Origin of the sequence: Accumulibacter sp. (assembly GCF_031732815.1) — a bacterium.
In the GTDB taxonomy this organism is placed as follows: domain Bacteria; phylum Pseudomonadota; class Gammaproteobacteria; order Burkholderiales; family Rhodocyclaceae; genus Accumulibacter.
In genome coordinates this window covers 13,910-33,969 of record NZ_JAVMKF010000268.1, presented here as the reverse complement: position 1 = coordinate 33,969, position 20,060 = coordinate 13,910, and the positions used below count along the sequence as shown (strand labels likewise).

The window sequence follows — 20,060 nt, the reverse complement described above, 5'->3', positions numbered from 1 at the left end:
ATCCCTTCTTAATCGCAGATCAAAGATCAAACACAGCGATCTCTGGACGCGCCCCAAATCTGACTGGTAGAAGTGACGTCCCGAGTCCCTTCGAGACGTAGAGTTTGCAGGCCGTCGTCTCATACCACCCCGAAGCAAAAGGACCGCTGCCCGGGGGCCTCCATATGGGCAACCCAAAAAGAGTGATCTGACCACCATGGGTGTGCCCGGAAAGGCACAGGTTGAATATTCCTGAACGGAGATTGGTCGGCAATTTTTCAAAATAGCCTGGCGAGTGCTGCACTAACACCGCTGTGCCGCCCTTAAGGGGTGCGTTCAAGAGTCCACCGTCTGGTTGGCCAGCAGTGAAATCATCCATGCCCACGATGTGAAGAGTACGCAGCCGAACCCGATAAGAAGCCACCTCATTCACCAGAAGCCGTATCCCGTGGTGTCGGTACTCGTCGCGTAACGCATGAAGATCAACGTCAGCCCAGTATTCCCAATTACCCAAAACAGCAACGGTGGGCGTATCGCCCAGAGCCGCAAGAAAGGAATGAAGAGTCGGAAGCCGATCCAGCCTATCAATTACATCGCCAGAAAGGATTACCAAATCGGGCTTAAGGGATTTGACTCGGTTGGCAACTTCCACCTCACGGTGACTGAAGTCTTGAATGTGCAAATCAGAGAGTTGAACGACTCGGATGCCTTTCCCTGCGAGGTCCGATCGCATGTCGTGAGTACTGACGTCTAACCAGTTCGGCTCGATCCAGACGGCATACACACTGAACAGAGTTATCAGCACAGCGAGCGCGATCCGGAGGCCCATGCCTTACTCCAGCCCGGTGAAACGCACATGCATTCCATGCCCACGCCACAACGGCATAGGTTTCTCCGCGCCGGGGTCGAAGATCTCGTCTACGCTCGCTAATGCGACACAGGCAAAGTGACCAATCGCGCTCATCTTGGCGCAGCTGGCTGCAATCGCCTGCCAGTTGCTCGGGCGCTCGGCGCTATTGGCCGGAAATATTGCGGAACGCACTACCACCCACTCCGGCCGTTTGGACTGACCGATGAACCAGATTGAGGGATCCACCTCCGGATTGCCCTGCCAGGACATCAACTCGAAGCCTTGCTTGTCCAGATGGTCGCGGACCACTTGCACGGCCATGTCGTGAACCTCCCATGGCGTCATCTCGATCTTCTGGTCCGTGACCAAAGCGACGGGATCGATCGGCTTTCTGGTATCCGGGTCCAGCAAGCCCCATCCCGGCATGTCTGCCACCCAGGCGCCACCGAAAAGCTTCTTCTTCATCGGCAGGATGCAGGCTCGACCGTTAGCCATCCTGGCAGCCGTGATGAACCCCTGCGGGTTTCCGGGGCCCCGCACTTTCCCATCGACGTCCTCGACGCGCACGAAGAACAGCTGATTGCCCAGACGGAACGACAGATGCTCCAGGAACGGCGGATAGGGGTGTGCGCGGAGCCATGACTGGATCCCGCCATCGGCCTGTTTGCTCAAGTGGATGCCGGCTGCCTTCCAGCAGGGGAAGAATGCTTCCGACATCTCATGCATTTCAATTTCGTACATGCTGTTCCTCAGTGCGGGCCATAGCGGCTCTTGATACCGTCGATCGTTCGAAATTCGTCTATGTAGCGCGTTTCCCCAGTGGTTTCGTCTTTGAACGTTCGCTGACTGTGCTTAAAACAGGGCTCGCACCAACCCAATTGATACCGCTTTGGATTTGCTGTTTCGCCAAACTGCGTCGGCGCGCCGCAATTCGTGCAGAGAACTTTCCCTTTCGCATCCTTGGTGGGCTGCGCGGTCAGATTCAACTGGTCCAGGATCGGACTCGACGCCACATCGCCCGACAGCTTCTCGGGCTGCACGAAATCCAGTGACATCGTTTTCTCGCCGGCATGGGTGAAGAAGATTCGTACCGTTCCGCCGGTACTGTCGGCAAGCACCTGGCCAATGCCCCAATCCGGCTTCTTCGGATGCTTTACGCGATCGCCTTTCTTGTATTGCATGGGATCTCCTTGATGAGTCGTCGCGCCTGACTCTCAGTCAGCCTGCTTCCTGAGCCAGCCTGGGATGTCGCCAGCGCTCGCCTTTTTGGCACTGCCACCGCCTTCCGCCTCTTCCGGGATGTCTTTCCACACCGTCAGAAAGTGGGCGCCCGGCGCTCCGTCCTGGACCACCGCGTATCCACACCGCAGTTCCTTGCGTCCCCATGTCGTCTGCCACTGTGCCGAGAACGACCACAGCTCGGCACCATCGGCTTTGCCTTGGAGGAATTCCTGCCACGCAGCATTAAGGTGGCCAAAGGGCAAATCAGGTGCAGCCTTGAGCGGATCTGTGACAACCTCACGCCTCTCGATTTCCTGCGCCGTCAGTCGCTCCAGCAGGTGTTCGCGCTCGACTGCAAATTCGCGTTCCTCCGGGGACACGTAGCTTTCCTTCTTCTGGAGCATCTCCTTGACCTTCATGTAGATCGCCACTGGCCAGACGGCGACCACGAGGATGGCCGCAAGGACGGGGGCGACGATGTTGTTGAGGATGCGGTAGGAAAGCTTCTTGCGATCCGGGTTGACGGCTTCGAGCAGCTCACGAAGGGAGTCAGACTCTTTCTCCTTTGTCAGGTGATGTGCGCCGTAGACGATGGCAAGGACAACCGCGCCGATGCCGAGGTACCAGTAGAGATAGATCACGCCGACTCCCCCTCACCCTTACCACTTCGAGGGAACACCGTCATGGCGCCGACCTCGTAGCTTTCGGGAGCGTTATCAGACTCGGCGGTACCGTTATGACGAACCCGGGTGGCCACAATCACACCTCGCTCGATATCCAAGAACAAGTCCCGCTCGAAGGTGCTGCCGTAGCCCATGTGGACATACTCGAGCTGTTTGCCCTGGGGGATGCGGATCGTGCCGGAGTACCAGTGGGCAAACACGCGATCGGGAAAGTCCGGGAAGATGGTTGCCAAAGTTGCATCCGCTCCGCCCTCTAGCGTTCCGCTCAGCCCCACCAGGTACAGGCGGTCATCCACGATTTCCCAGCTACCAACGTAGCCACGCCACAAGGCCGTGCAGTTGGACTCGAAGCGCGGGTTCGTGCCCCCCATGGCGAAATAGTCGCTGAGGGGGTTCGTGCACATGGCAACGTCCTCTCCCTGGTAGTGCAGTCGTTCTGCAATCTGAGCGGTCATGTCATTACTCCCATGCGAGGTGTTTGTTTCCAGTGGCCACCGTTTTCATTTAGAACCCGGGGTATTTCTGCCAAATGCGCTGGTTCATCTCTACGTTCTCGCTGTATTCGCCTATGTCCCAATCTTTGAAGGCGTACAGGTCTTCCGCAAGGGACGTGATGACTTCGTGCAACTCCAGAGGCTCCAGCCATTCGGCTGGTATCGCTCGGACGCCGTGCATGGCGCCCAGCAAGTTGCCGGTGATTGAGCCTGTCGAGTCAGAGTCACCGTCGTGGTTCACGGCGAGGATGACGCCGTGTTTGAAATTTCGTGCCACGAGCGCACAGTAGATTGAGATGGCCAGCGCCTCTTCGGCGATCCACCCCTGACCAAGCTGTGAGATCGCCGCTTCATGAGGTTGACCACTCGCAGCCAGCGTCTCGGCCAACTCGATCGCACGCAGCGTTTCCTCATGTCCAGGCTCGGATCGGAGGATGGCTTTCGATACGACCAGCGCTTCGGGCAATGAGGCGCCGTCGGTTAGCGCAAGGATCAGAACTGCCAGCACACCGCCTGTCAGCGCACCGGTCGGATGTCCGTGCGTCAGGGCTGCCAACTCGGCGCCCAAGCGGAAAGCGTCGTGCGGTGAGTCCTGCTGGCGCAGGCGCCAAGCGAATAACCCTACGGGTGCGACCCGCATGACGCCCCCGCACCCTTTGCTGTCGTTTCGGGCGGGTTCCCCGAGCGACTTCATCGCCCGCAGCGCCGCGAGGCAGGTGTTGCCAGGGGCACGTCGGCTGTGGAGTTCCCGTTGCTGAAAGAGCCAGCCAGTTTCGTCGGTGCCGAAGTCAATGTCGCACGTCGGACGTTCGCCTTGGGTCTGAAGCCAGCGCAGGTAAGCATGAGCCGTCACTCCGGAATAGGTGGTGATGCCCTTCATGCAGCCGCGCACCCACGCCCGTATCAGCCCCTCGGCTGTAAACAGGGTCATTTGAGTGTCGTCGGTAATCATGCCGAGGCCGCCGTAGGCTGGCGCGTACTGGGTGATTCCCTTGGGACCGAATTTGCGAAGGATCTCGGTCCGCTTCATGAACTCAACTGGTGCCCCAAGCGCGTCTCCGACGGCGCCACCCAAGAGACAGCCAGCAAATCGGCCCTGAACTGTTCGGCGCTGCTGACGCTTGCTGCGCCAGCCCAGTGGCGTGGAGTCGTCATCGGCCTCATCGCTCGCATCATCATCGGGCTCCAGATCGCCATCCCCGGACAAGGAGTGGTGGACGCCAAGATCGACAACCGCTTGCGCAGCCGGACGGGCAACGAGGCTCAACTGCGTGCGCCACTCGGGAACTTCAGTACCGTCCCAACTGATGCCCAGGCCTTTCTCCCAGTAGGACAGGTAGGCCTCGCCCCGGTCGGCTGCATAGTAGTTGCCATTTCCCGCAGAGCAGTCGAGCGCGTACTCCCAGTTGTTCTCGCGCATGCAAACCCCGTGCTCCGGGTGCGGCACCTGGCCCAGACCAGTCAGGTACTCCGCACTTTTGGCATCCAGCGGGCGGAATACCGCGACCCTTAGCCGGCCGTCGTCCCGTGGTGTGATCGCGGCAATCAAGTCGTTACCACGCTGCACGGTAACCAGCTTGCCGCTGAGGTCGACTGGCCCGATCTCGATCCACCAGGTGTCGCCGGCGGCCGAGATCACATCGCGTTCGTCTTCCGGCGCCAGCAACTCGGACAAGCGACTCATTGCTGGCTCGAGGTGCTTCCAGTCAGTTTCCCCGTCGCGCGCAACCTCCTGAAGGCCATGCAGCATCATGGCCAGCGGCAGTTCCCCGCCCCCTGTCAGTGCGGCCTGCAGATCAGCGCTTTCGATCGGATAGGCGATGTCCGGCAGGCCGTAGCGCGCCAGCGCCTCCGGCTTGAGATGCATTTCAGCGGAGTTCGGCATGGCGGGCCAAGAGTCCGTCAAACACGGCTTCGAGTTCAGGATGGACGCCGCGAACACCCGCCACGACTTTGGCTGCCCAGTCGAAATAGCCTTGCTTGCGCTCGGGCGACCAGTCTGCCGGCGGTGACGCCAAGATGTCCCGCAGGTTGCAAATCTTGTCGGCCAGCTTCACGAGCTTGGCTTCTTTTGAGATGTGCGGTGCGTGCTCAATCTGACGCTGCTTGCGGACATGCTTGTCCAAAGACTTGTCGTCGGTCACGTCCAGCACTGTTGCGGTGACCTGCGGCCCGAAAACCGCTATGAGCTCTTCGGGTGTGGTCTCGGTGTCCTCGATCGTGTCGTGCAGGACCGCTGCGCACAAAACCACCACATCGTTGACGCCCCCTTCGTTCGCCAGCACGTTGGCCAAGGCAATTGGATGGTTGATGTAGGGCGACGCATCGGCATCCTTGCGGCGCTGATTCCGGTGCTTGTCTGCAGCGAAGGTCACAGCCTTCACAAACAAGCCTAGTGGGTCTGAGTGCTGGTTCATTTACCGGTCCCTTTCCTAGATCTATGGCGCCTTACCGAACGATTGTGATTATCATTTTACGACACACCACCATTCGATCATAGTTTATTGGACTCATTCTAGAGCACAGGATATACTTTCCGCAACAGCCCTCACCAGCCATCGCTAACCCGAATGAGCACCCACAGGATGTCGAACGAACAGCTTGCAGATCTAACCCAGCCACAGCGCGACCGCCTCGCATTCGTGGAGTTGCGCGTGCGCTTTATCGGGGAGATCCGTCGCCAAGACCTGGTTTCGCGGTTCGGAATCCAGTCAGCGGCGGCCAGTCGGGATCTGGCGCTCTACAAAGATATGGCGCCCGGCAACATTGACTACGACTCCAAGGGCAAGTCGTACGTCCTGGGCCCGGACTTCCGTCCGGTCTTTGACTTCCCGCCTGAGCGCGTCCTGTCTTGGCTGACCCAAGGTTTCGGCGACGGGGAGCCGATGCGGCTAAAGGCATGGGTGATCAGCGAGAGCCCGTCACGGCTCACGCATCCTGATCTGGATGTGCTGGCTAGCGTGACTCGGGCGATTCACCAGGAGTGTCCGCTCGGCATCGAGTACCACTCCATCTCCAGTGGGCGCACCGAGCGAGAGATCGTCCCCTTCGCGCTGATCGACAACGGTCTGCGCTGGCACGTCCGCGCCTTCGACCGAAAGTCGCAGGAATTCCGGGATTTCGTCATCACCCGGATCAATCGTCCAGCGGTGCTCAAGGGCCAGCCTGTGGCGCCCCACGAGATGAGCGACCAAGACATTCAGTGGACCCGGATCGTCGAGCTGGAGCTGGTGCCGCACCCGGATCAGCCCCGACCAGAGATCACCGAGATGGACTACAGCATGCAGGGCGGTGTGCTTCGAATGAAGCTTCGGGCCGCTACAGCCGGATACATCCTGCGCAAATGGAGTGTGGACTGTTCCCCAGATCACAGCTTGCGCGGACCTGAGTACCGGCTTTGGTTGAAAGACCACCTCGCCATTTACGGTGTGCGTAATGCCGTCTTGGCCCCGGGCTATCGCTCCCCTGATCAACAACGGATCGAAGCCGATGCCGACTGAATAACAGGACTGTCCCAACGTGAACGTAGAGAACAAACACAACAAAAAGCTGGAGCGACTCGGGTTCAGTTATGAGCGCGGCGGCGTCCATACCGCCCGAACAATGATGCTGGCCGAACTGCGCGCCCTGCTGTCCTTTGAGGACGTAGCCGACGCGGCCAGGGCCGACTACCTGGAGGCCATCCAGACTGCCAATTGCCTGGGCAAGCGCTCGGGCAAAACGCGGACGCTGACCTTCCGGCACCTGGCTGACCTCTACGCGCTCGATCCCAGCTTGTTGGTGTTCCGTGCCCTGCGTTTCTTCTGGCAACGCGATGTGGATGGACAGCCGTTATTGGCAGCGCTTTGCGCCTACTCGCGTGACCCCCTGCTTCGGGCCACGGCTCCCTTTGTCTTGGGCTTCCAGGAAGGAGCCACCGTCACCCGTGAGGCGATGGAAGAGTTCATCGATGCGCAAGAGCCGGGGCGCTTCAGCAAGGCCACGCTCAAGTCCACCGCACAGAACATCAATTCGTCCTGGACTCAGGCGGGTCACCTGGCTGGCCGCGTTCGCAAAGTGCGGGCCCGTGCTGTGGCGACGCCAGGCACGGTCTCGTTGGCGCTGCTTCTAGGCTACGTCAGCGGTCTGCGCGGCGAGTCGCTGCTCAAGAGTGACTTCACTCGAATGCTCGACTGTTCATTTGAAAAGACGATCGAGTTGGCCGAGGACGCATCACGCCGGGGCTGGATCTCACTCAAGCGCGTCGGCCAGGTGGTCGAAGTGCTTTTCCCGAACTTGATCACTGCGCAGGAAATGGAGTGGCTCCGTGAGCAGAATTAAGCGATTGACCCAGTCTTACAGCAAGTACGTGGCTGTGCCATGGCGCGATGACGCCGCCGCCGCCCAGCGCGTCATTTTCTGCGTTTATCACGAGACAGAAGAGCTGCGCCTGCGGGCCAAAGTCGACGAGTTTGAGATCGCCACCCGTGCGGCAGGCCATGACTGGGCGTTGTTCGACTTGACCGATTCGTTCCCGAATTGGCTGGCGTCCCAACGGTACGCCAAGAGCTACTTCCAAAAACCCAACCTGCTGTCCACGCTGCTGCCCAAGTACCTCAGCTACATCGAAGCCGAGTTCGAGACGTTCCTGCAAGACAGATGCGTCAGCGAGGAATTTGTCGTGGCGCTGCAGGGCGTCGGCTCTCTGTTCGGCTTCCTGAAGGTCAAGGAAGTCGTGGACAAGCTCGCGCCCAAGGTGAAGGGACGCCTGCTGGTGTTTTTCCCCGGCAGCTATGAAGACAACAACTACCGCTTGCTGGATGGATACGACGGCTGGAATTACCTCGCCGTACCGATCACCGCAGACAAAGAATTCTGAACAAGGGGAAGCTCATGCTCAATCGCGACATCTACCAAAAGGACCCGTCGACCCGCAAGCTGGTCAACGAGGGCGTGGCCAGCGTCAATGACGAAAAAACCAACCAGGCACTGTCCGTCCTGCGGTACGAGCTTGAAACATTTGTCTGCGATGGCCAGTACGAAAAGGGCCTGGAACACATCCTCGACGTCTACCTGAAGAATATCGAGCAGGCCGAGCAGCCAGCGGTATGGGTCAGCGGCTTCTACGGCTCGGGTAAATCGCACTTGGTCAAGATGCTGCGAGCGCTCTGGGTCGACAGCGCGTTTGATGACGGCGCTACCGCGCGGGGTATCGCGAACCTGCCACAAGGCGTGAGCGACCAGCTCAAGGAACTCAGTATTCAGGCGAAGCGCCACGGCGGCTTGCACGCCGCGTCTGGCACGTTGGGCTCCAGCTCGCGCGACAAGTCTGTCCGCATGGCCCTGCTGGGTATTTTGTTCAAGTCAGTTGGCCTGCCCGAGCAGTACCCAGTGGCACGCTTCGTCATGTGGCTCCAGCATGAAGGCATTTTTGAGGCCGTGCGGGGTCATGTTGAGAAGAGCGGCTTCGACTGGTATGAGGAGCTCGACAACTTCTACGTGGCCGAGGGGTTGCACGAGGCCCTGGTCAAAGCTAAGCCCAACCTGTTCACGTCGCCAGCGTCCTGCGTCGAGACACTGAACAACCTGTACCCCTATGTGCAGGACGTCTCCAGCGGCGACATGCTCAAAGCCATTCGCCAGGCGCTAACACGCGACGGCAAGTTCCCCCTCACCCTGGTGGTGCTCGACGAGGTGCAACAGTACATCGGTGAAGACAGCCAACGCTCCATTGACGTGCAGGAAGTGGTCGAGGCCTGCTGCAAAAACATCGGCGCCAAGATGCTGTTCATCGGCACCGGCCAGACGGCTGTCACCGGCACCTCCAACCTCAAAAAGCTCGAAGGCCGCTTCACCGTCCGCGTTGAGCTCTCCGACGCCGACGTCGATGCAGTGATCCGTCAGGTCATCCTGGCCAAGAAGCCTGAGGCCAAGGCACCGGTCGAAAAGGTGATGCAAACCAACCTTGGCGAAATCTCTCGCCACTTGGCCGGCACCACCATCGGCCACCGAGGTGATGACATTCAATTCTTCCCGCAGGACTACCCGATCCTGCCGGTGCGCCGTCGCTTTTGGGAGAACACACTGCGCGTGCTGGACCAGACCGGCACCGACAGCCAGCTGCGCAACCAACTCTCCATGATCCACAAGGTCATCCAGACCAATGTGGACGCTCCGGTCGGCAGCGTGGTGCCAGCGGACTACCTGTACTTCGACGCAGCAGACAAGCTGCTTCAGTCGCGCATCCTGCCGCGCAAGGTGCATGAGAAGACCATGGTCTGGGCCAAAGGCACCGATGACCAGCGTCTGATGGCACGGTCCTGCGGCCTGGTGTTTCTCATCAACAAGCTGGCCAGCAGCAATCACGAAATCGGCATTCGCGCCACTGTCGACACCCTAGCTGACTTGCTGGTGGAAGACCTCACCCAAGGCTCCAGCGCGCTGCGCAGCAAGCTCCCGAGCGTGCTCGACAAGTGCGAGCTGCTGATGAAGGTGGGTGACGAGTACCGCATCCAGACCGAAGAAAGCGCCGCTTGGAACGACGAGTTCCTTAGCCAACGTAACAGCCTGGCCAACGAGGCCCACCGCGTGGACGCAGAGCGCGACGATCGCATCCGCCGCCGCTTCGGCGAAATGGTGCGCAAGCTGTCGCTGACCCAAGGCACCTCCAAGGTCACACGCGACATCTTCCCTGTGTTCGACGCCCAACTACCCGGCGACGCTGCCGAGAAGGTCTGCGTCTGGGTGCGTGACGGCTGGAGCATCGACGAAAACTCGGTGCGTGCCGACGCTCGCCAGGCGGGCAACCAGTCGCCCACCGTGTTCGTGTTCATCCCCAAGCGCTCGGCCGATGACCTGCGGCACTATCTGATCGACTTCAAGGCGGCCAGTGCCACACTGGACAAGCGGGGCGTTCCCAACACCGCCGAGGGCACCGAAGCCCGCTCGGCGATGGAGACCACCAAGCAAACCGCTGAGGGCAAGATCCGGGAACTGCTGCAAGAGGCTTTCTCGGGCGCTCGCGTCTTCCAAGGCGGTGGCAACGAGATCCTGGGTACCGACCTGCAGGCCATGACGCTGGAGGCCGCCACCAACGCTTTGCAGCGGCTCTACCCGCAGTTCCACATTGCCGACCATGCTGGTTGGGAAAACGTTCTGAAAAAGGCCCAAAACGGCGCGCCAGATGCCCTCAAGAGCGTGGGCGACGACGGCGAGCCCGCCAAGAACTCGGTGTGCAAAGCCATCCTGGCCTTCATTGCTGGCGGCAAGAAGGGCATCGACATCCGCAAGAACTTCGAGGGCGCCACCTACGGCTGGCCGGGTGACGCGGTGGACGGTGGCTTGCAGGTACTCCTGGTGGCCGGGCTGATCCGCGCCCAGGACGAGAAGGGTCAGACCATCGACCCGAAAGACCTGGAACGCAAGGTCATCGGCAAGACCATGTTCAAGGTCGAGTCGGCCACTGTCTCGGCGGCGCAGCGCATCCAGATTCGTAAGGTGCTGCAGAAGGTCGGCCTCACCGCCAAGCAAGGCGAAGAGCTGGCCTACGTGCCGCAGTTCCTGGTCAGCGCGCAAGAGCTGGCCAACCGCGCCGGTGGCGAGGCCCCACGGCCGGTGCGCCCTGAAACGAAGGCACTGGAAGAAATCCGCCTCACAGCCGGCAACGAGCAGCTATTGGCTCTCTACAACCAGCGCGACGAACTCAGCGCCGCCATCGACACCTGGACGGATCTGGCCGAGCGCATCGACAAGCGCCTGCCGGCCTGGAACACCCTCAAGCGTCTGCTGGCCCAGGCCAGTGGGATGTCGGGGGCCGAGGTTTTGGTGGCACAGGTCACGCACCTGGAGCAGCAGCGCCAGTTGTTGGAGGAGCCTGATCCCGTCACGCCGCTGGTGGCCAGCCTCACCCAGTTGCTGCGCGACGAACTGAACCGCCTGCAAACCGATTACCAGACCCGCCACAAGAACGGCATGGCGCGTCTGGACGCCGACACCAACTGGCAGCAGCTAGAGCCCGAACAACGCAACAGCCTGCTCGCAGCCCAAAAGCTCACCCTCACCGATGCACCCAAGGTGCAAGTGGCCAACACCGACGAAGTGCTGGCCACGGTTGATCGGCTGTCGCTTTCATCGTTCGCCGACCGCGTGGCTGCCATCGACTCGCGCTTTGACGCTGTGTTGGTGGCCGCCGCCGAGTTGATGGAGCCAAAGGCGCAGTTCGTCAAGCTGCCCAGCCGCACCATCAAAACCAACGAAGACATCGACGCCTGGCTGCTGGACGCCAAGCAAACCATCGCGCTGGCCCTGAAAAACGGCCCGGTCATCCTTCACTGAGGCCTGACTCCCCATGATGCAAGCACTCGACAAAGACCTGCGCAGCGCGCTGGAAAAAACCGTCAAAGCGGCCCGCACGGTCGCTGAAACTGCCGCGCAAGCGGCGGTGGAGCAACTGGGCGTTGGTCACGACAAGCCCGAAGCTTTTCTGAGCGATGACGAGAAAGCGTTGCGCAACCGCCTGCGCACCCACGGCAAGCAGCTTGGTGATACCCGCGATTCGAAGAGCACCAACCCGACTTACGGCAAGCAAGATGTGCAGCACCTGGTGCAAGAAGTGGCCTACCAGCACTGGCACCGCATGCTGTTCGCCCGCTTCCTGGCCGACAACAACCTGCTGATGTACGACGGCGTTGCCGTCACCATCGAAGAGTGCGATGAGCTGGCCCCCGACGAAGGCGCCAAGAGCGGCTGGGAGCTGGCCGGCAAGCTGGCCGCCCGCATGCTGCCGCAGGTGTTTAAGCCTGGCTCGCCGGTGTTCGAGCTGACTTTCGCACCCGAGCACCAGAGCGAGCTGGAACAGCTGCTCAAGGATCTGCCAGATACCGTCTTCAAAGCCAGCGACAGCCTGGGCTGGGTCTACCAGTTCTGGCAGGCCGACAACAAGGAGCGTATCAACAAGTCGGAAGTGAAGATCGGCGCCGACGAGTTGCCGGCCGTCACCCAGCTCTTCACCGAGCCGTACATGGTGTCCTTCCTGCTGCACAACTCGCTCGGCGCCTGGTGGGCTACCCGCCACCCGGGCAAGCCATGTCCGGTGAACCTCGACTACTTCCGCACCCTGGAAGACGGCACGCCCGCCGCAGGCAAGTTCGAGGGCTGGCCCGACTCGCTGGCCGACTTCAAGCTGCTCGACCCGTGCTGCGGCTCGGGCCACTTCCTGGTGGCCGCTTTCCTGATGCTGGTACCGATGCGCATGACGGCGGAGGGCCTGAGCGCCAAGGAGGCCGTCAATCGCGTGCTGGCCGAGAACATTCACGGCCTAGAGATCGACCCACGATGCGTGGAGATCGCGGTGTTCGCGGTGGCGTTGGAGGCATGGCGTTATCCGGATGCATCGAGCAAGCCACTCGGGGTACGGGAGATTCCAGCGCCCAACATCGCGTGCTGTGGCCTCAAGGTGGCGGCCAAAGCGCAGGACTGGGAGGCGCTGGTGCCCGACGAGGCACCCAACGCCGATTACGTGCGCCAAGAGTTGCGCCAATTGCACGCCAGCTTCTCGGACGCACCGCTGCTAGGGAGTCTCCTCGACCCCGCGCGAAGCCTGAAGAATGACCTGGCCACGTCCAGCTTCGAGACATTGACAGCCTTATTGCGTAAGGCGTTGGCCACTGAACGTCCGCCCACTCTGACAAATGAAGTTGACGATCGCTGGGAATTGGCCCTGAGCGCGCAAGGTCTTCTTGAGGCCGCTCGCCTGCTTGATGGCCGATACGAATTGGTAATCACCAATGTTCCATATCTCTCAAGAGGCAAGCAGTCGGAAAAGCTCAAGGACTATTGCGAACGTCATTACGACGAAGGAAAGAATGATCTCGCCAATGTCTTTCTAGAGAGGTGCTTGGAGCTATCTCAAAACGGAGGATCTGGAGTTGCACAGCTGGTCATGCCACAAAATTGGCTTTATCAGCCTCGATATACCCGGCAGCGGAAAAATTTGATTCAGTCGTTTGCATGGAATCTTGCAGCCAAGCTCGGCCCTGGAGCATTTGATGGGATTACCGGAGAGGTCGTTACGGTCATGCTTTTCACGTTGTCCAAGAAAGCTCCAAGCAAGCAAGCGGAGTTCTCTGGCATCGACGTTACCAAAGTCAGCAATTCTGAAGGTAAGGCAAGGGCACTTCGATCACAGGAACTTCGTCAAATAGCACAGCAGGGTTTGCTAGAAAACCCAGACCATGTGGTTCGCTTGGATGATGTGGATGCCGGCCATCTGCTTAGCGACTACGCCACATTTAGCAACGGAATTCAAACCGGCGACTATGCACGATTTGGAAGATCATTTTGGGAAATTGCCGCATTTGGTAGTGATTGGATTCGGCAACAGACTACAGTTGAAAAAACCGTTCTCTATGGAGGCTGCTCACAGGTCTTGCTTTGGGAGCAGGGATCGGGTGCTTTAGTCGACTATGTGCAGGAAAAGCTCGGAGGGAGCACAGGCGCTTGGTTGCGTGGCCTTGATGTATGGGGTAAGCGCGGCATCCAAGTTAGTGCCATGGGCAGCCTGCCCGTATCCCTATATGCCGGACGGGCCTTTGACGACAATAGCGTTGTCATCCTTCCAAAAGACGAGAGTGATCTTGGCGCTATCTGGGCATATTGCAGCTCTGCCGAGTACCCGATTGAAGTAAGGAAAGTTAGTCAGTCTCTAAAAGTTCGTGGACCATTAATCGATGTCCCTTTTGACAAGGATCGATGGCAATCAGAGTTTGAATCAGAGTATCCAAATGGATTGCCTAATCGGAGTTCCGATGACCCTACGCAGTGGCTCTTTCATGGGGACCTGAAATATTCCACAGCGCCACTTCAAGTGGCAGTGGCTCGTTTAGTTGGATACGCCTGGCCGCTGGAGTTTGACGGTGAAAACGCCCAGTCGAATGATGAGCGCATCACGGTCTTGGCGAGTCACGCGGACAAGGACGGCATTGTCTGTATCCCGCCAGTGGGCCGGGAAGCATCGGCCGGCGATCGACTTCTCAATCTGATGGCAGATGCATATGGATCAGATTGGAGCAACGACATCCTTGCACAGCTGCTGACCGCGGCTGATCATGCCGGCAAGTCACTGGAAACTTGGCTGCGCGACAAGTTCTTCACACAACACTGTGCGCTGTTTGGCAACCGGCCCTTCGTCTGGCACGTATGGGATGGGCTGCGCGATGGCTTCGCCGCCCTGGTGAACTGCCACAAGCTCGACTACAAGGCTTTGGAAGCGTTGATCTACACCTATCTGGGTGACTGGATCGGCCGCCAGAAGCGTGACGCTGACAGCGGCGTGGACGGCGCCCAGGAGAAACTGGCTGCCGCCGAGGCGCTGAAGAAACGCCTGGAGCTGATCTTGGCTGGAGAGGCCCCCTACGACATCTTCGTTCGCTGGAAGCCGATCGAAGAACAGCCCATCGGCTGGAACCCCGATCTGAACGACGGGGTACGCCTCAACATCCGCCCTTTCCTCTCGGTTCCCGACGTCGGCAAAAAAGGCGCCGGCGTGTTACGCGACAAACCGAAAAGCTTGCATTGGGAAAAGGACCGTGGCAGTGATGTGCCGTCTGCGCCCTGGTACGAGCTTGGCCTTCACTATGGCGGCAAGGTAGGCGACCGCATCAACGATCACCATTTGACGCTGAACGAGAAGCGCGCCGCTCGCGCCAAGCTGGGAAAGGCCTAAGACCATGACGACAGCCCGATCCTGGAAGGCCAAAAACCCTGCAGAGGCATTCTTCCCTGTGGAGATGCGCCCCCTGTTCATGCCGACTGCGGAGGGCCTGGACAAGTTCCAGCAACTCAAGCGCCACTTTGCCGTGGTGGACGTGGAACGGGAGAACCCGTTTGCGGTGGTGACCGACGACTACGAGCTGGTGACGAACAAGGCCGCCTACGACATGGCGGCCGAGGTGATGAAGAAGGTGTTCCACACCACGCAGATCGGCGACATGGAGTGCTTGAACATCACCATGCCCAAGACCCGGTCGTTCTGCCACATCGACCTGATCCACAAGAGCGCCGACTTCTCTCCGTGGGAGAAAGACAAGTGGACGGCCTTCTTGCGCATCAGCAACAGCTACAACCGCACCCGGCTGCTGCGCTTTGAGTTGGGCTTTTGCCGCTGGATCTGTCTGAACGGCATCATCTTTGGCAGCAAGAGCATCGAGTTCAGCTACGCCCACACCCGGCGCGGCATGGACCGGGTAGACCGCTTCGTTGAGAACATCGGCGACATCCGCAAGCTGGAAACCGCGCTGACCGAAAAGCTGCACCAGCTCAAGCGCTACCACGTGCCCGAAAAGGAGATGCTGCCCCTGCTGTGCCGCGCCTTCGACATCAAGGCGACCAAGGACGTGGTTGAAAAGCAGAGGCGCGTCGACGACCTTCTGGCCTTGCGCGAACAAGCCCAAAGCCTGACCAAGGCTTACTTTACGGAGATGGGGCCCCACGGCTATGCGGCGTTGAACGTGCTGACGGACTACGCAACGCGACCTGCAGGCGTGATCGCACCTGAGGCCAGCATGCACGGCCTGCAGCAGAAGGCGGGCAGTTGGATGGACGACTTCATTTCAGCCATCAAGAACCCGGATTTTTCTTTTGACAGCTACCTGGCCGACTACCGCCAAACAGCTGAGGTGATTGAGTCCTTATGATCAAGTCGGTCAACAACTACCCGGTCTCGCAGCTCTTCGACATTGAAGCCGGTGTCGTCTATGCGATCCCGCGCTACCAGCGTGAATACACCTGGAGCAAGGCCCAGTGGGAATCCCTGTTTGATGACGTGCAAGAGAACGACCCTGGCTACTTCCTCGGTTCGATCATCTGCATCAACCAGACCACCGACACCCTGGCGGTGCAGCGGCTGGAGGTGGTGGATGGCCAACAGCGGCTGACGACGCTATCGCTGCTGTTCGCGGCGTTGTACCAGTCGCTGAAGCTGCACGAGAAAGACCTGGATGATGATCAGCGCGTGGAGCTGATCAACCTCAAGCGCAAGCTGGTGCTGAAAAAGGGGGACGACCAATTGCGCATCATCCCACAGATCCAGAACAACAACCAAAACGATTACAAGGCCGTTCTGTCGGACGTTGGCGTGATCAGCCCATTCGACACGCCGGCCTACGCGGGCAACCGGAAGATCTTCCGCGCTTTCCGGTATTTCCAGGCGCGCATCGAAGAGATGGTGAATGCGGGGAGCGACCGCCTGGCTTCGATCATGGCCTTCCTCGACAAGGTGAGCCAGGCCTGCCTGGTGAAGATCGAGGTGGCCAGTCACGCCGATGCCTACACGCTGTTCGAATCGCTCAACAACCGGGGCATGCCACTCACGGCCATCGACCTGATCAAGAACAAGCTGCTTGCACGGCTGGAGACCACCGAGCCTGGCAAGGTGGACCACTACTTCGACGTGTGGAACAAGCTGCTGGGCTATTTAGGCGACGACTACAGCGTCCAGGAGCGCTTCTTCCGGCATTACTACAACGCGTTCAAAGATCCGCTGAACGTGCCGTTCCGCAAGGACGACGACAAGAAGAAGGACCCCCTGGGCCCGGTGGCCACACGGTCTAACCTGATCCAGATCTATGAGAAGCTGATCAACCAGGATGCCAAGAACCACCTGCAGGCCATTCGTTCCGCTGGTCAGCTGTATGCACTGATGCTGGCCCGGAACACGGACGAGGCCTGGGCACAGCTGGACAAGCCGCTGAAGGACTTAGACCGCATTCAGGGCGCTCCGTCATACCTGTTGATGCTGTACTTGCTGGTGCGGCGTGAAGCGCTAGGCATCGATGTAGCGCAACTGGAAGAGATTGCGCGGCTGCTGGTCTGCTTCTTCGTTCGACGCAACCTCACCGACACACCGCCCACACGCGACCTGACTCGCCTTTTCATGGCCACCATCGACAAGGTGGCAGACCTGTCGGGTGACGCTATGGTGAAGACCATCCGCGACGAATTGCTGGCGGTGTCGGCCAGCGATGAAACCTTCCGCAGCAAACTGGAAGGTGCCATCTACGAGGAGAACGCCGGGGTCACCCGGTTTGTCCTGTGCGCCTTGGCCGAGCAGAGCATGACCAAGGAGACCTGGGTCGATCTTTGGAAGTACGAAGGCAAGCTCTTCGTGTGGACCATCGAGCACATCTTCCCGCAGGGTGACAACATTCCCGCGTCTTGGGTGACCATGATTGCCGACGGCGACGCAAAGAAGGCCAAGGCCATTCAAGAGACCCACGTTCACAAGCTGGGCAACCTGACGATCTCGGGCTTCAACAGTGCTCTGGGAAACAAGAGCTTCAAAGACAAGCGCGACCGCACCGACAGCAAGGGCCGTGAGGTAGGCTACAAGAACGGGCTCAAGCTCAACGCTGAATTGGCGACGGCCGAGGCGTGGAGCGTGGCGCAGATCGATGCGCGGACCGCCACGCTGGTTGACCAGGTGATGAGCCTCTTCGCCTTGACGGAGGGCCAGCCATGCGCGTGATCGAGCATCTGGTGAAGACACTGCGTAACTCGGCGATCTTCAACCCCGAGGTTCAAGTTACGCCCTCGTGCATCTTGTGGCCCGACAAAGACCGTCAGTGGGAGGCAGTGATCCCGCGCCTGCAAAGCGAGTTGGCCGAACTGCTGGTGCTGGGCGACTACGCGCCCGAGAACCGCATTGGGCCGGCCATCTGGCTGCGCTGCGTAATTGCGGGCAAGGCACCCGAAGTGACTTTGCCGGCCGACCGTGTGCCGGTGTTTTACCTGCCTGGCGTGAGCCGCCAGGACCTGCGGGCGATCGAAGACTGCCCGGACCTCTTGAAGCCCTTGGCCGAGCTGCAGTACCGGGGCGTGATCTGGTCGCAGGCGAACGCCAAGGACTGGACCATCATGGCCTTCCTGAAGTCCGACCAAGGCGGCATGGGTCTGGACGTGGCCCAGGACAACGACGCCAAGAACGCCATGCAGCTGGCGCTGTACCGGCTGCTGGATGAAGAGCTCGAGCTGTTGAAGGGCAAGCGGCTGGACAAAGACTACTTCAACACCCTGCTGACCGGTGGCGATCCGGTACGCGACCTGCTGCAGTGGCTGGATCAAGGCGACGCGTTTCAGACGACGCGTGGCGCCAACGAATGGAGGGCGTTTGTAGAGGTATGCAAGTCACAGCTGGCGTTCAACCCTCAGGCTGACGGAGTCTTGGCAGGAGCGAATAAGCTGGCGTTACACGAGGGGCCCTGGCATTCGGTCTGGGAACGGTACAGCGAAGCACCGAAACGCTACCCCAATATTCCGAGCCGTATCCGCCAGTGCAAACCGCCGATTTTTGATCTATTCGTCACGGCCGAATCGGCAGGCGGCTGGCCACAGTGGAACGAAGATCAGGAGAAGACGCTCCAGCATGATCTGCTGGCTCTCAACCATCTACCCGCACATGACGCCCGGAAGCGAGTTCTGGAACTTGAGAAGACGCATGCCCCTCGGCGCGAGTTAGTGTGGGCTGAACTCGGAGAGTCACCGCTGTCCCTCGCCATCAAGCACTTGGCAGTGGTTGCGGAAGTGAGCAAGACAGCGTTGGCGGCCGGCTCGGTTGCAGACCTACAGGCGGGGTACGCGGCGCAGGGCTGGCTGGCCGACGATGCTGTGCTTTCTGCGCTGGCCTGCACCGAAAAGCCAGCCGACGTTGATGCCGTGACAGCGGCCATTCGAGCAATCTATCTACCCTGGCTGGAGGAGTCTGCGCGCTACCTGCAAAAGCTGGTCGATGGATCGAACTACCCAGGCGGAACAATCGCCAGCGCCAAGGCCTTCGCCGCCTCCAAGGGCGAGTGCGTGCTGTTCGTGGATGGCCTGCGCTTTGACGCGGCTCGCCGTCTCGCGGCAGTCCTGGAGACACGAGGTTGCCAGGTAGCGGAAGCCATGAGCTGGACGGCCCTGCCCAGCGTGACCGCAACCGGCAAGGCGGCTGCTTCGCCAGTACGAACCAAGATCAGCGGCACCGACGACTGCGACGACTTTGAGCCTTGCGTCGCCGCAACGGGCCAGTCTCTCAAGGGCGGTTACCACCTGAAGAAGCTGCTGAACGACAACCACTGGAAAGTGCTGGACCGTACCGAAAACGGCGACGGCCAGGGCAACGCATGGTGCGAATTCGGAGACATCGACAGCGAGGGGCATGCGCGGGGCTGGAAACTTGCCAAGCACATAGACGCGCTTCTCGCAGAGATCGCAGAACGCATCGCCGCCTTGTTGGCTGCAGGCTGGAACAGCGTTAGGGTGGTGACTGACCACGGCTGGCTCCTCATGCCGGGCAAGTTACCCACAATCCAAATGTCCAAGGACCTCACCGATAACAAATGGGGGCGTTGCGCGTCGATCAAGCCTGGGGCTTCCACAGACGAGCGCTTGTACCCCTGGTTTTGGAACCCAAACCAGCAGTTCGCCTTGGCGGACGGTGTGGGTTGCTACGGCAAATCCGTGGACTACAACCATGGCGGTTTGAGCCTTCAGGAATGCCTCAACTTGGAACTTGTGGTGACCGGAACCGGCAGCTCGTCTGGCAAGCCGATGGTTGAGGTAACAGATATCGCTTGGAAGGGCTTGCGTTGCACGGTAGCGGTAGATGGCCAGTACGCCAATCTATCTCTCGACATTCGCACCCAGGCTGGTGACCCAGCTTCGAGCGTAGTTGTTAGTGTGAAACCGCTGAAAGACAACGGCACAGCGTCAGCGGTTGTTGAGAACGAAGAACTGCAAGGCCGCGCGGCATGTTTGGTCCTACTCACCCCGTCAGGTGAGATGGTGGCCGAGGCCAAAACCGTGATCGGCGGAGGATGA

The 20,060-nt window shown here is 59.9% G+C and carries 15 protein-coding genes; 8 read left to right on the top strand and 7 right to left on the bottom strand.

Going from position 1 to position 20,060, the window contains the following annotated elements; translation table 11 throughout:
- Positions 1–19 precede the first annotated feature (19 nt).
- The 7 genes from RKP46_RS15750 to RKP46_RS15720 all read right to left on the bottom strand — a co-directional run bounded on the left by RKP46_RS15750 (position 20) and on the right by RKP46_RS15720 (position 5,644).
- Entirely contained in the window at positions 20–808 is a 789-nt protein-coding gene (locus RKP46_RS15750) for a metallophosphoesterase (RefSeq protein WP_311098202.1), read from the bottom strand.
- A 3-nt stretch (positions 809–811) separates the two neighbouring features.
- On the bottom strand, positions 812–1,570 hold the full coding sequence (locus tag RKP46_RS15745) for a hypothetical protein (RefSeq protein ID WP_311098200.1): 759 nt from the start codon (positions 1,568–1,570) through the stop codon (positions 812–814).
- Between the two features lie 8 nt (positions 1,571–1,578).
- The gene (locus RKP46_RS15740) at positions 1,579–2,010 is read right to left on the bottom strand and encodes a DUF3553 domain-containing protein (protein ID WP_311098198.1); all 432 of its coding nucleotides are present in this window, start codon (positions 2,008–2,010) and stop codon (positions 1,579–1,581) included.
- 33 nt (positions 2,011–2,043) lie between these two features.
- Positions 2,044–2,691: a hypothetical protein gene (locus tag RKP46_RS15735; protein ID WP_300341613.1), complete on the bottom strand. Its 648-nt coding sequence runs from the start codon at positions 2,689–2,691 to the stop codon at positions 2,044–2,046.
- Positions 2,688–3,188 carry a hypothetical protein gene (locus RKP46_RS15730; protein ID WP_311098197.1) on the bottom strand — a complete coding sequence of 167 codons (501 nt, stop codon included), beginning with the start codon at positions 3,186–3,188 and terminating at the stop codon, positions 2,688–2,690. The genes RKP46_RS15735 and RKP46_RS15730 overlap by 4 nt, the downstream gene beginning before the upstream one ends.
- A 49-nt stretch (positions 3,189–3,237) precedes the next feature.
- Positions 3,238–4,365, bottom strand: coding sequence for an ADP-ribosylglycohydrolase family protein (locus RKP46_RS15725; RefSeq protein ID WP_300341650.1), 1,128 nt, complete (start codon positions 4,363–4,365; stop codon positions 3,238–3,240).
- 730 nt (positions 4,366–5,095) lie between these two features.
- Positions 5,096–5,644, bottom strand: coding sequence for an HD domain-containing protein (locus RKP46_RS15720; protein ID WP_311098196.1), 549 nt, complete (start codon positions 5,642–5,644; stop codon positions 5,096–5,098).
- A gap of 168 nt (positions 5,645–5,812) precedes the next feature.
- Between RKP46_RS15720 and RKP46_RS15715 the strand changes: the two genes are divergently transcribed.
- From RKP46_RS15715 to pglZ, 8 genes are read left to right on the top strand one after another with little or no spacing between them, the layout of a single operon-like run.
- On the top strand, positions 5,813–6,727 hold the full coding sequence (locus RKP46_RS15715) for a WYL domain-containing protein (protein ID WP_311098195.1): 915 nt from the start codon (positions 5,813–5,815) through the stop codon (positions 6,725–6,727).
- A 19-nt stretch (positions 6,728–6,746) separates the two neighbouring features.
- Entirely contained in the window at positions 6,747–7,547 is an 801-nt protein-coding gene (locus RKP46_RS15710) for a hypothetical protein (protein WP_311098194.1), read from the top strand.
- Positions 7,534–8,085, top strand: a complete 552-nt coding sequence (locus RKP46_RS15705) for a BREX protein BrxB domain-containing protein (RefSeq protein ID WP_311098192.1) — start codon at positions 7,534–7,536, stop codon at positions 8,083–8,085. The genes RKP46_RS15710 and RKP46_RS15705 overlap by 14 nt, the downstream gene beginning before the upstream one ends.
- A gap of 14 nt (positions 8,086–8,099) precedes the next feature.
- The gene (brxC, locus tag RKP46_RS15700; RefSeq protein WP_311107497.1) at positions 8,100–11,540 is read left to right on the top strand and encodes a BREX system P-loop protein BrxC; all 3,441 of its coding nucleotides are present in this window, start codon (positions 8,100–8,102) and stop codon (positions 11,538–11,540) included.
- Between the two features lie 13 nt (positions 11,541–11,553).
- Positions 11,554–14,928 (top strand): Eco57I restriction-modification methylase domain-containing protein, encoded by a 3,375-nt coding sequence (locus tag RKP46_RS15695; protein WP_311107496.1) that lies wholly within the window; start codon positions 11,554–11,556, stop codon positions 14,926–14,928.
- A 4-nt stretch (positions 14,929–14,932) separates the two neighbouring features.
- The gene (locus tag RKP46_RS15690; protein ID WP_311107495.1) at positions 14,933–15,898 is read left to right on the top strand and encodes a DUF932 domain-containing protein; all 966 of its coding nucleotides are present in this window, start codon (positions 14,933–14,935) and stop codon (positions 15,896–15,898) included.
- Positions 15,895–17,727, top strand: coding sequence for a DUF262 domain-containing protein (locus RKP46_RS15685; RefSeq protein ID WP_311107494.1), 1,833 nt, complete (start codon positions 15,895–15,897; stop codon positions 17,725–17,727). The genes RKP46_RS15690 and RKP46_RS15685 overlap by 4 nt, the downstream gene beginning before the upstream one ends.
- Positions 17,718–20,060, top strand: a complete 2,343-nt coding sequence (pglZ, locus tag RKP46_RS15680; RefSeq protein ID WP_311107493.1) for a BREX-1 system phosphatase PglZ type B — start codon at positions 17,718–17,720, stop codon at positions 20,058–20,060. The genes RKP46_RS15685 and pglZ overlap by 10 nt, the downstream gene beginning before the upstream one ends.

Excerpts from the sequence above, each read along its gene's own strand:
- RKP46_RS15750 (WP_311098202.1), bottom strand. The coding sequence starts at position 808 with ATGGGCCTCCGGATCGCGCTCGCTGTGCTGATAACTCTGTTCAGTGTG.
- RKP46_RS15745 (WP_311098200.1), bottom strand. The coding sequence starts at position 1,570 with ATGTACGAAATTGAAATGCATGAGATGTCGGAAGCATTCTTCCCCTGC.
- RKP46_RS15740 (WP_311098198.1), bottom strand. The coding sequence starts at position 2,010 with ATGCAATACAAGAAAGGCGATCGCGTAAAGCATCCGAAGAAGCCGGAT.
- RKP46_RS15730 (WP_311098197.1), bottom strand. The coding sequence starts at position 3,188 with ATGACCGCTCAGATTGCAGAACGACTGCACTACCAGGGAGAGGACGTT.
- RKP46_RS15720 (WP_311098196.1), bottom strand. The coding sequence starts at position 5,644 with ATGAACCAGCACTCAGACCCACTAGGCTTGTTTGTGAAGGCTGTGACC.
- RKP46_RS15715 (WP_311098195.1), top strand. The coding sequence starts at position 5,813 with ATGTCGAACGAACAGCTTGCAGATCTAACCCAGCCACAGCGCGACCGC.
- brxC (WP_311107497.1), top strand. The coding sequence starts at position 8,100 with ATGCTCAATCGCGACATCTACCAAAAGGACCCGTCGACCCGCAAGCTG.
- RKP46_RS15695 (WP_311107496.1), top strand. The coding sequence starts at position 11,554 with ATGATGCAAGCACTCGACAAAGACCTGCGCAGCGCGCTGGAAAAAACC.
- RKP46_RS15690 (WP_311107495.1), top strand. The coding sequence starts at position 14,933 with ATGACGACAGCCCGATCCTGGAAGGCCAAAAACCCTGCAGAGGCATTC.
- RKP46_RS15685 (WP_311107494.1), top strand. The coding sequence starts at position 15,895 with ATGATCAAGTCGGTCAACAACTACCCGGTCTCGCAGCTCTTCGACATT.
- pglZ (WP_311107493.1), top strand. The coding sequence starts at position 17,718 with ATGCGCGTGATCGAGCATCTGGTGAAGACACTGCGTAACTCGGCGATC.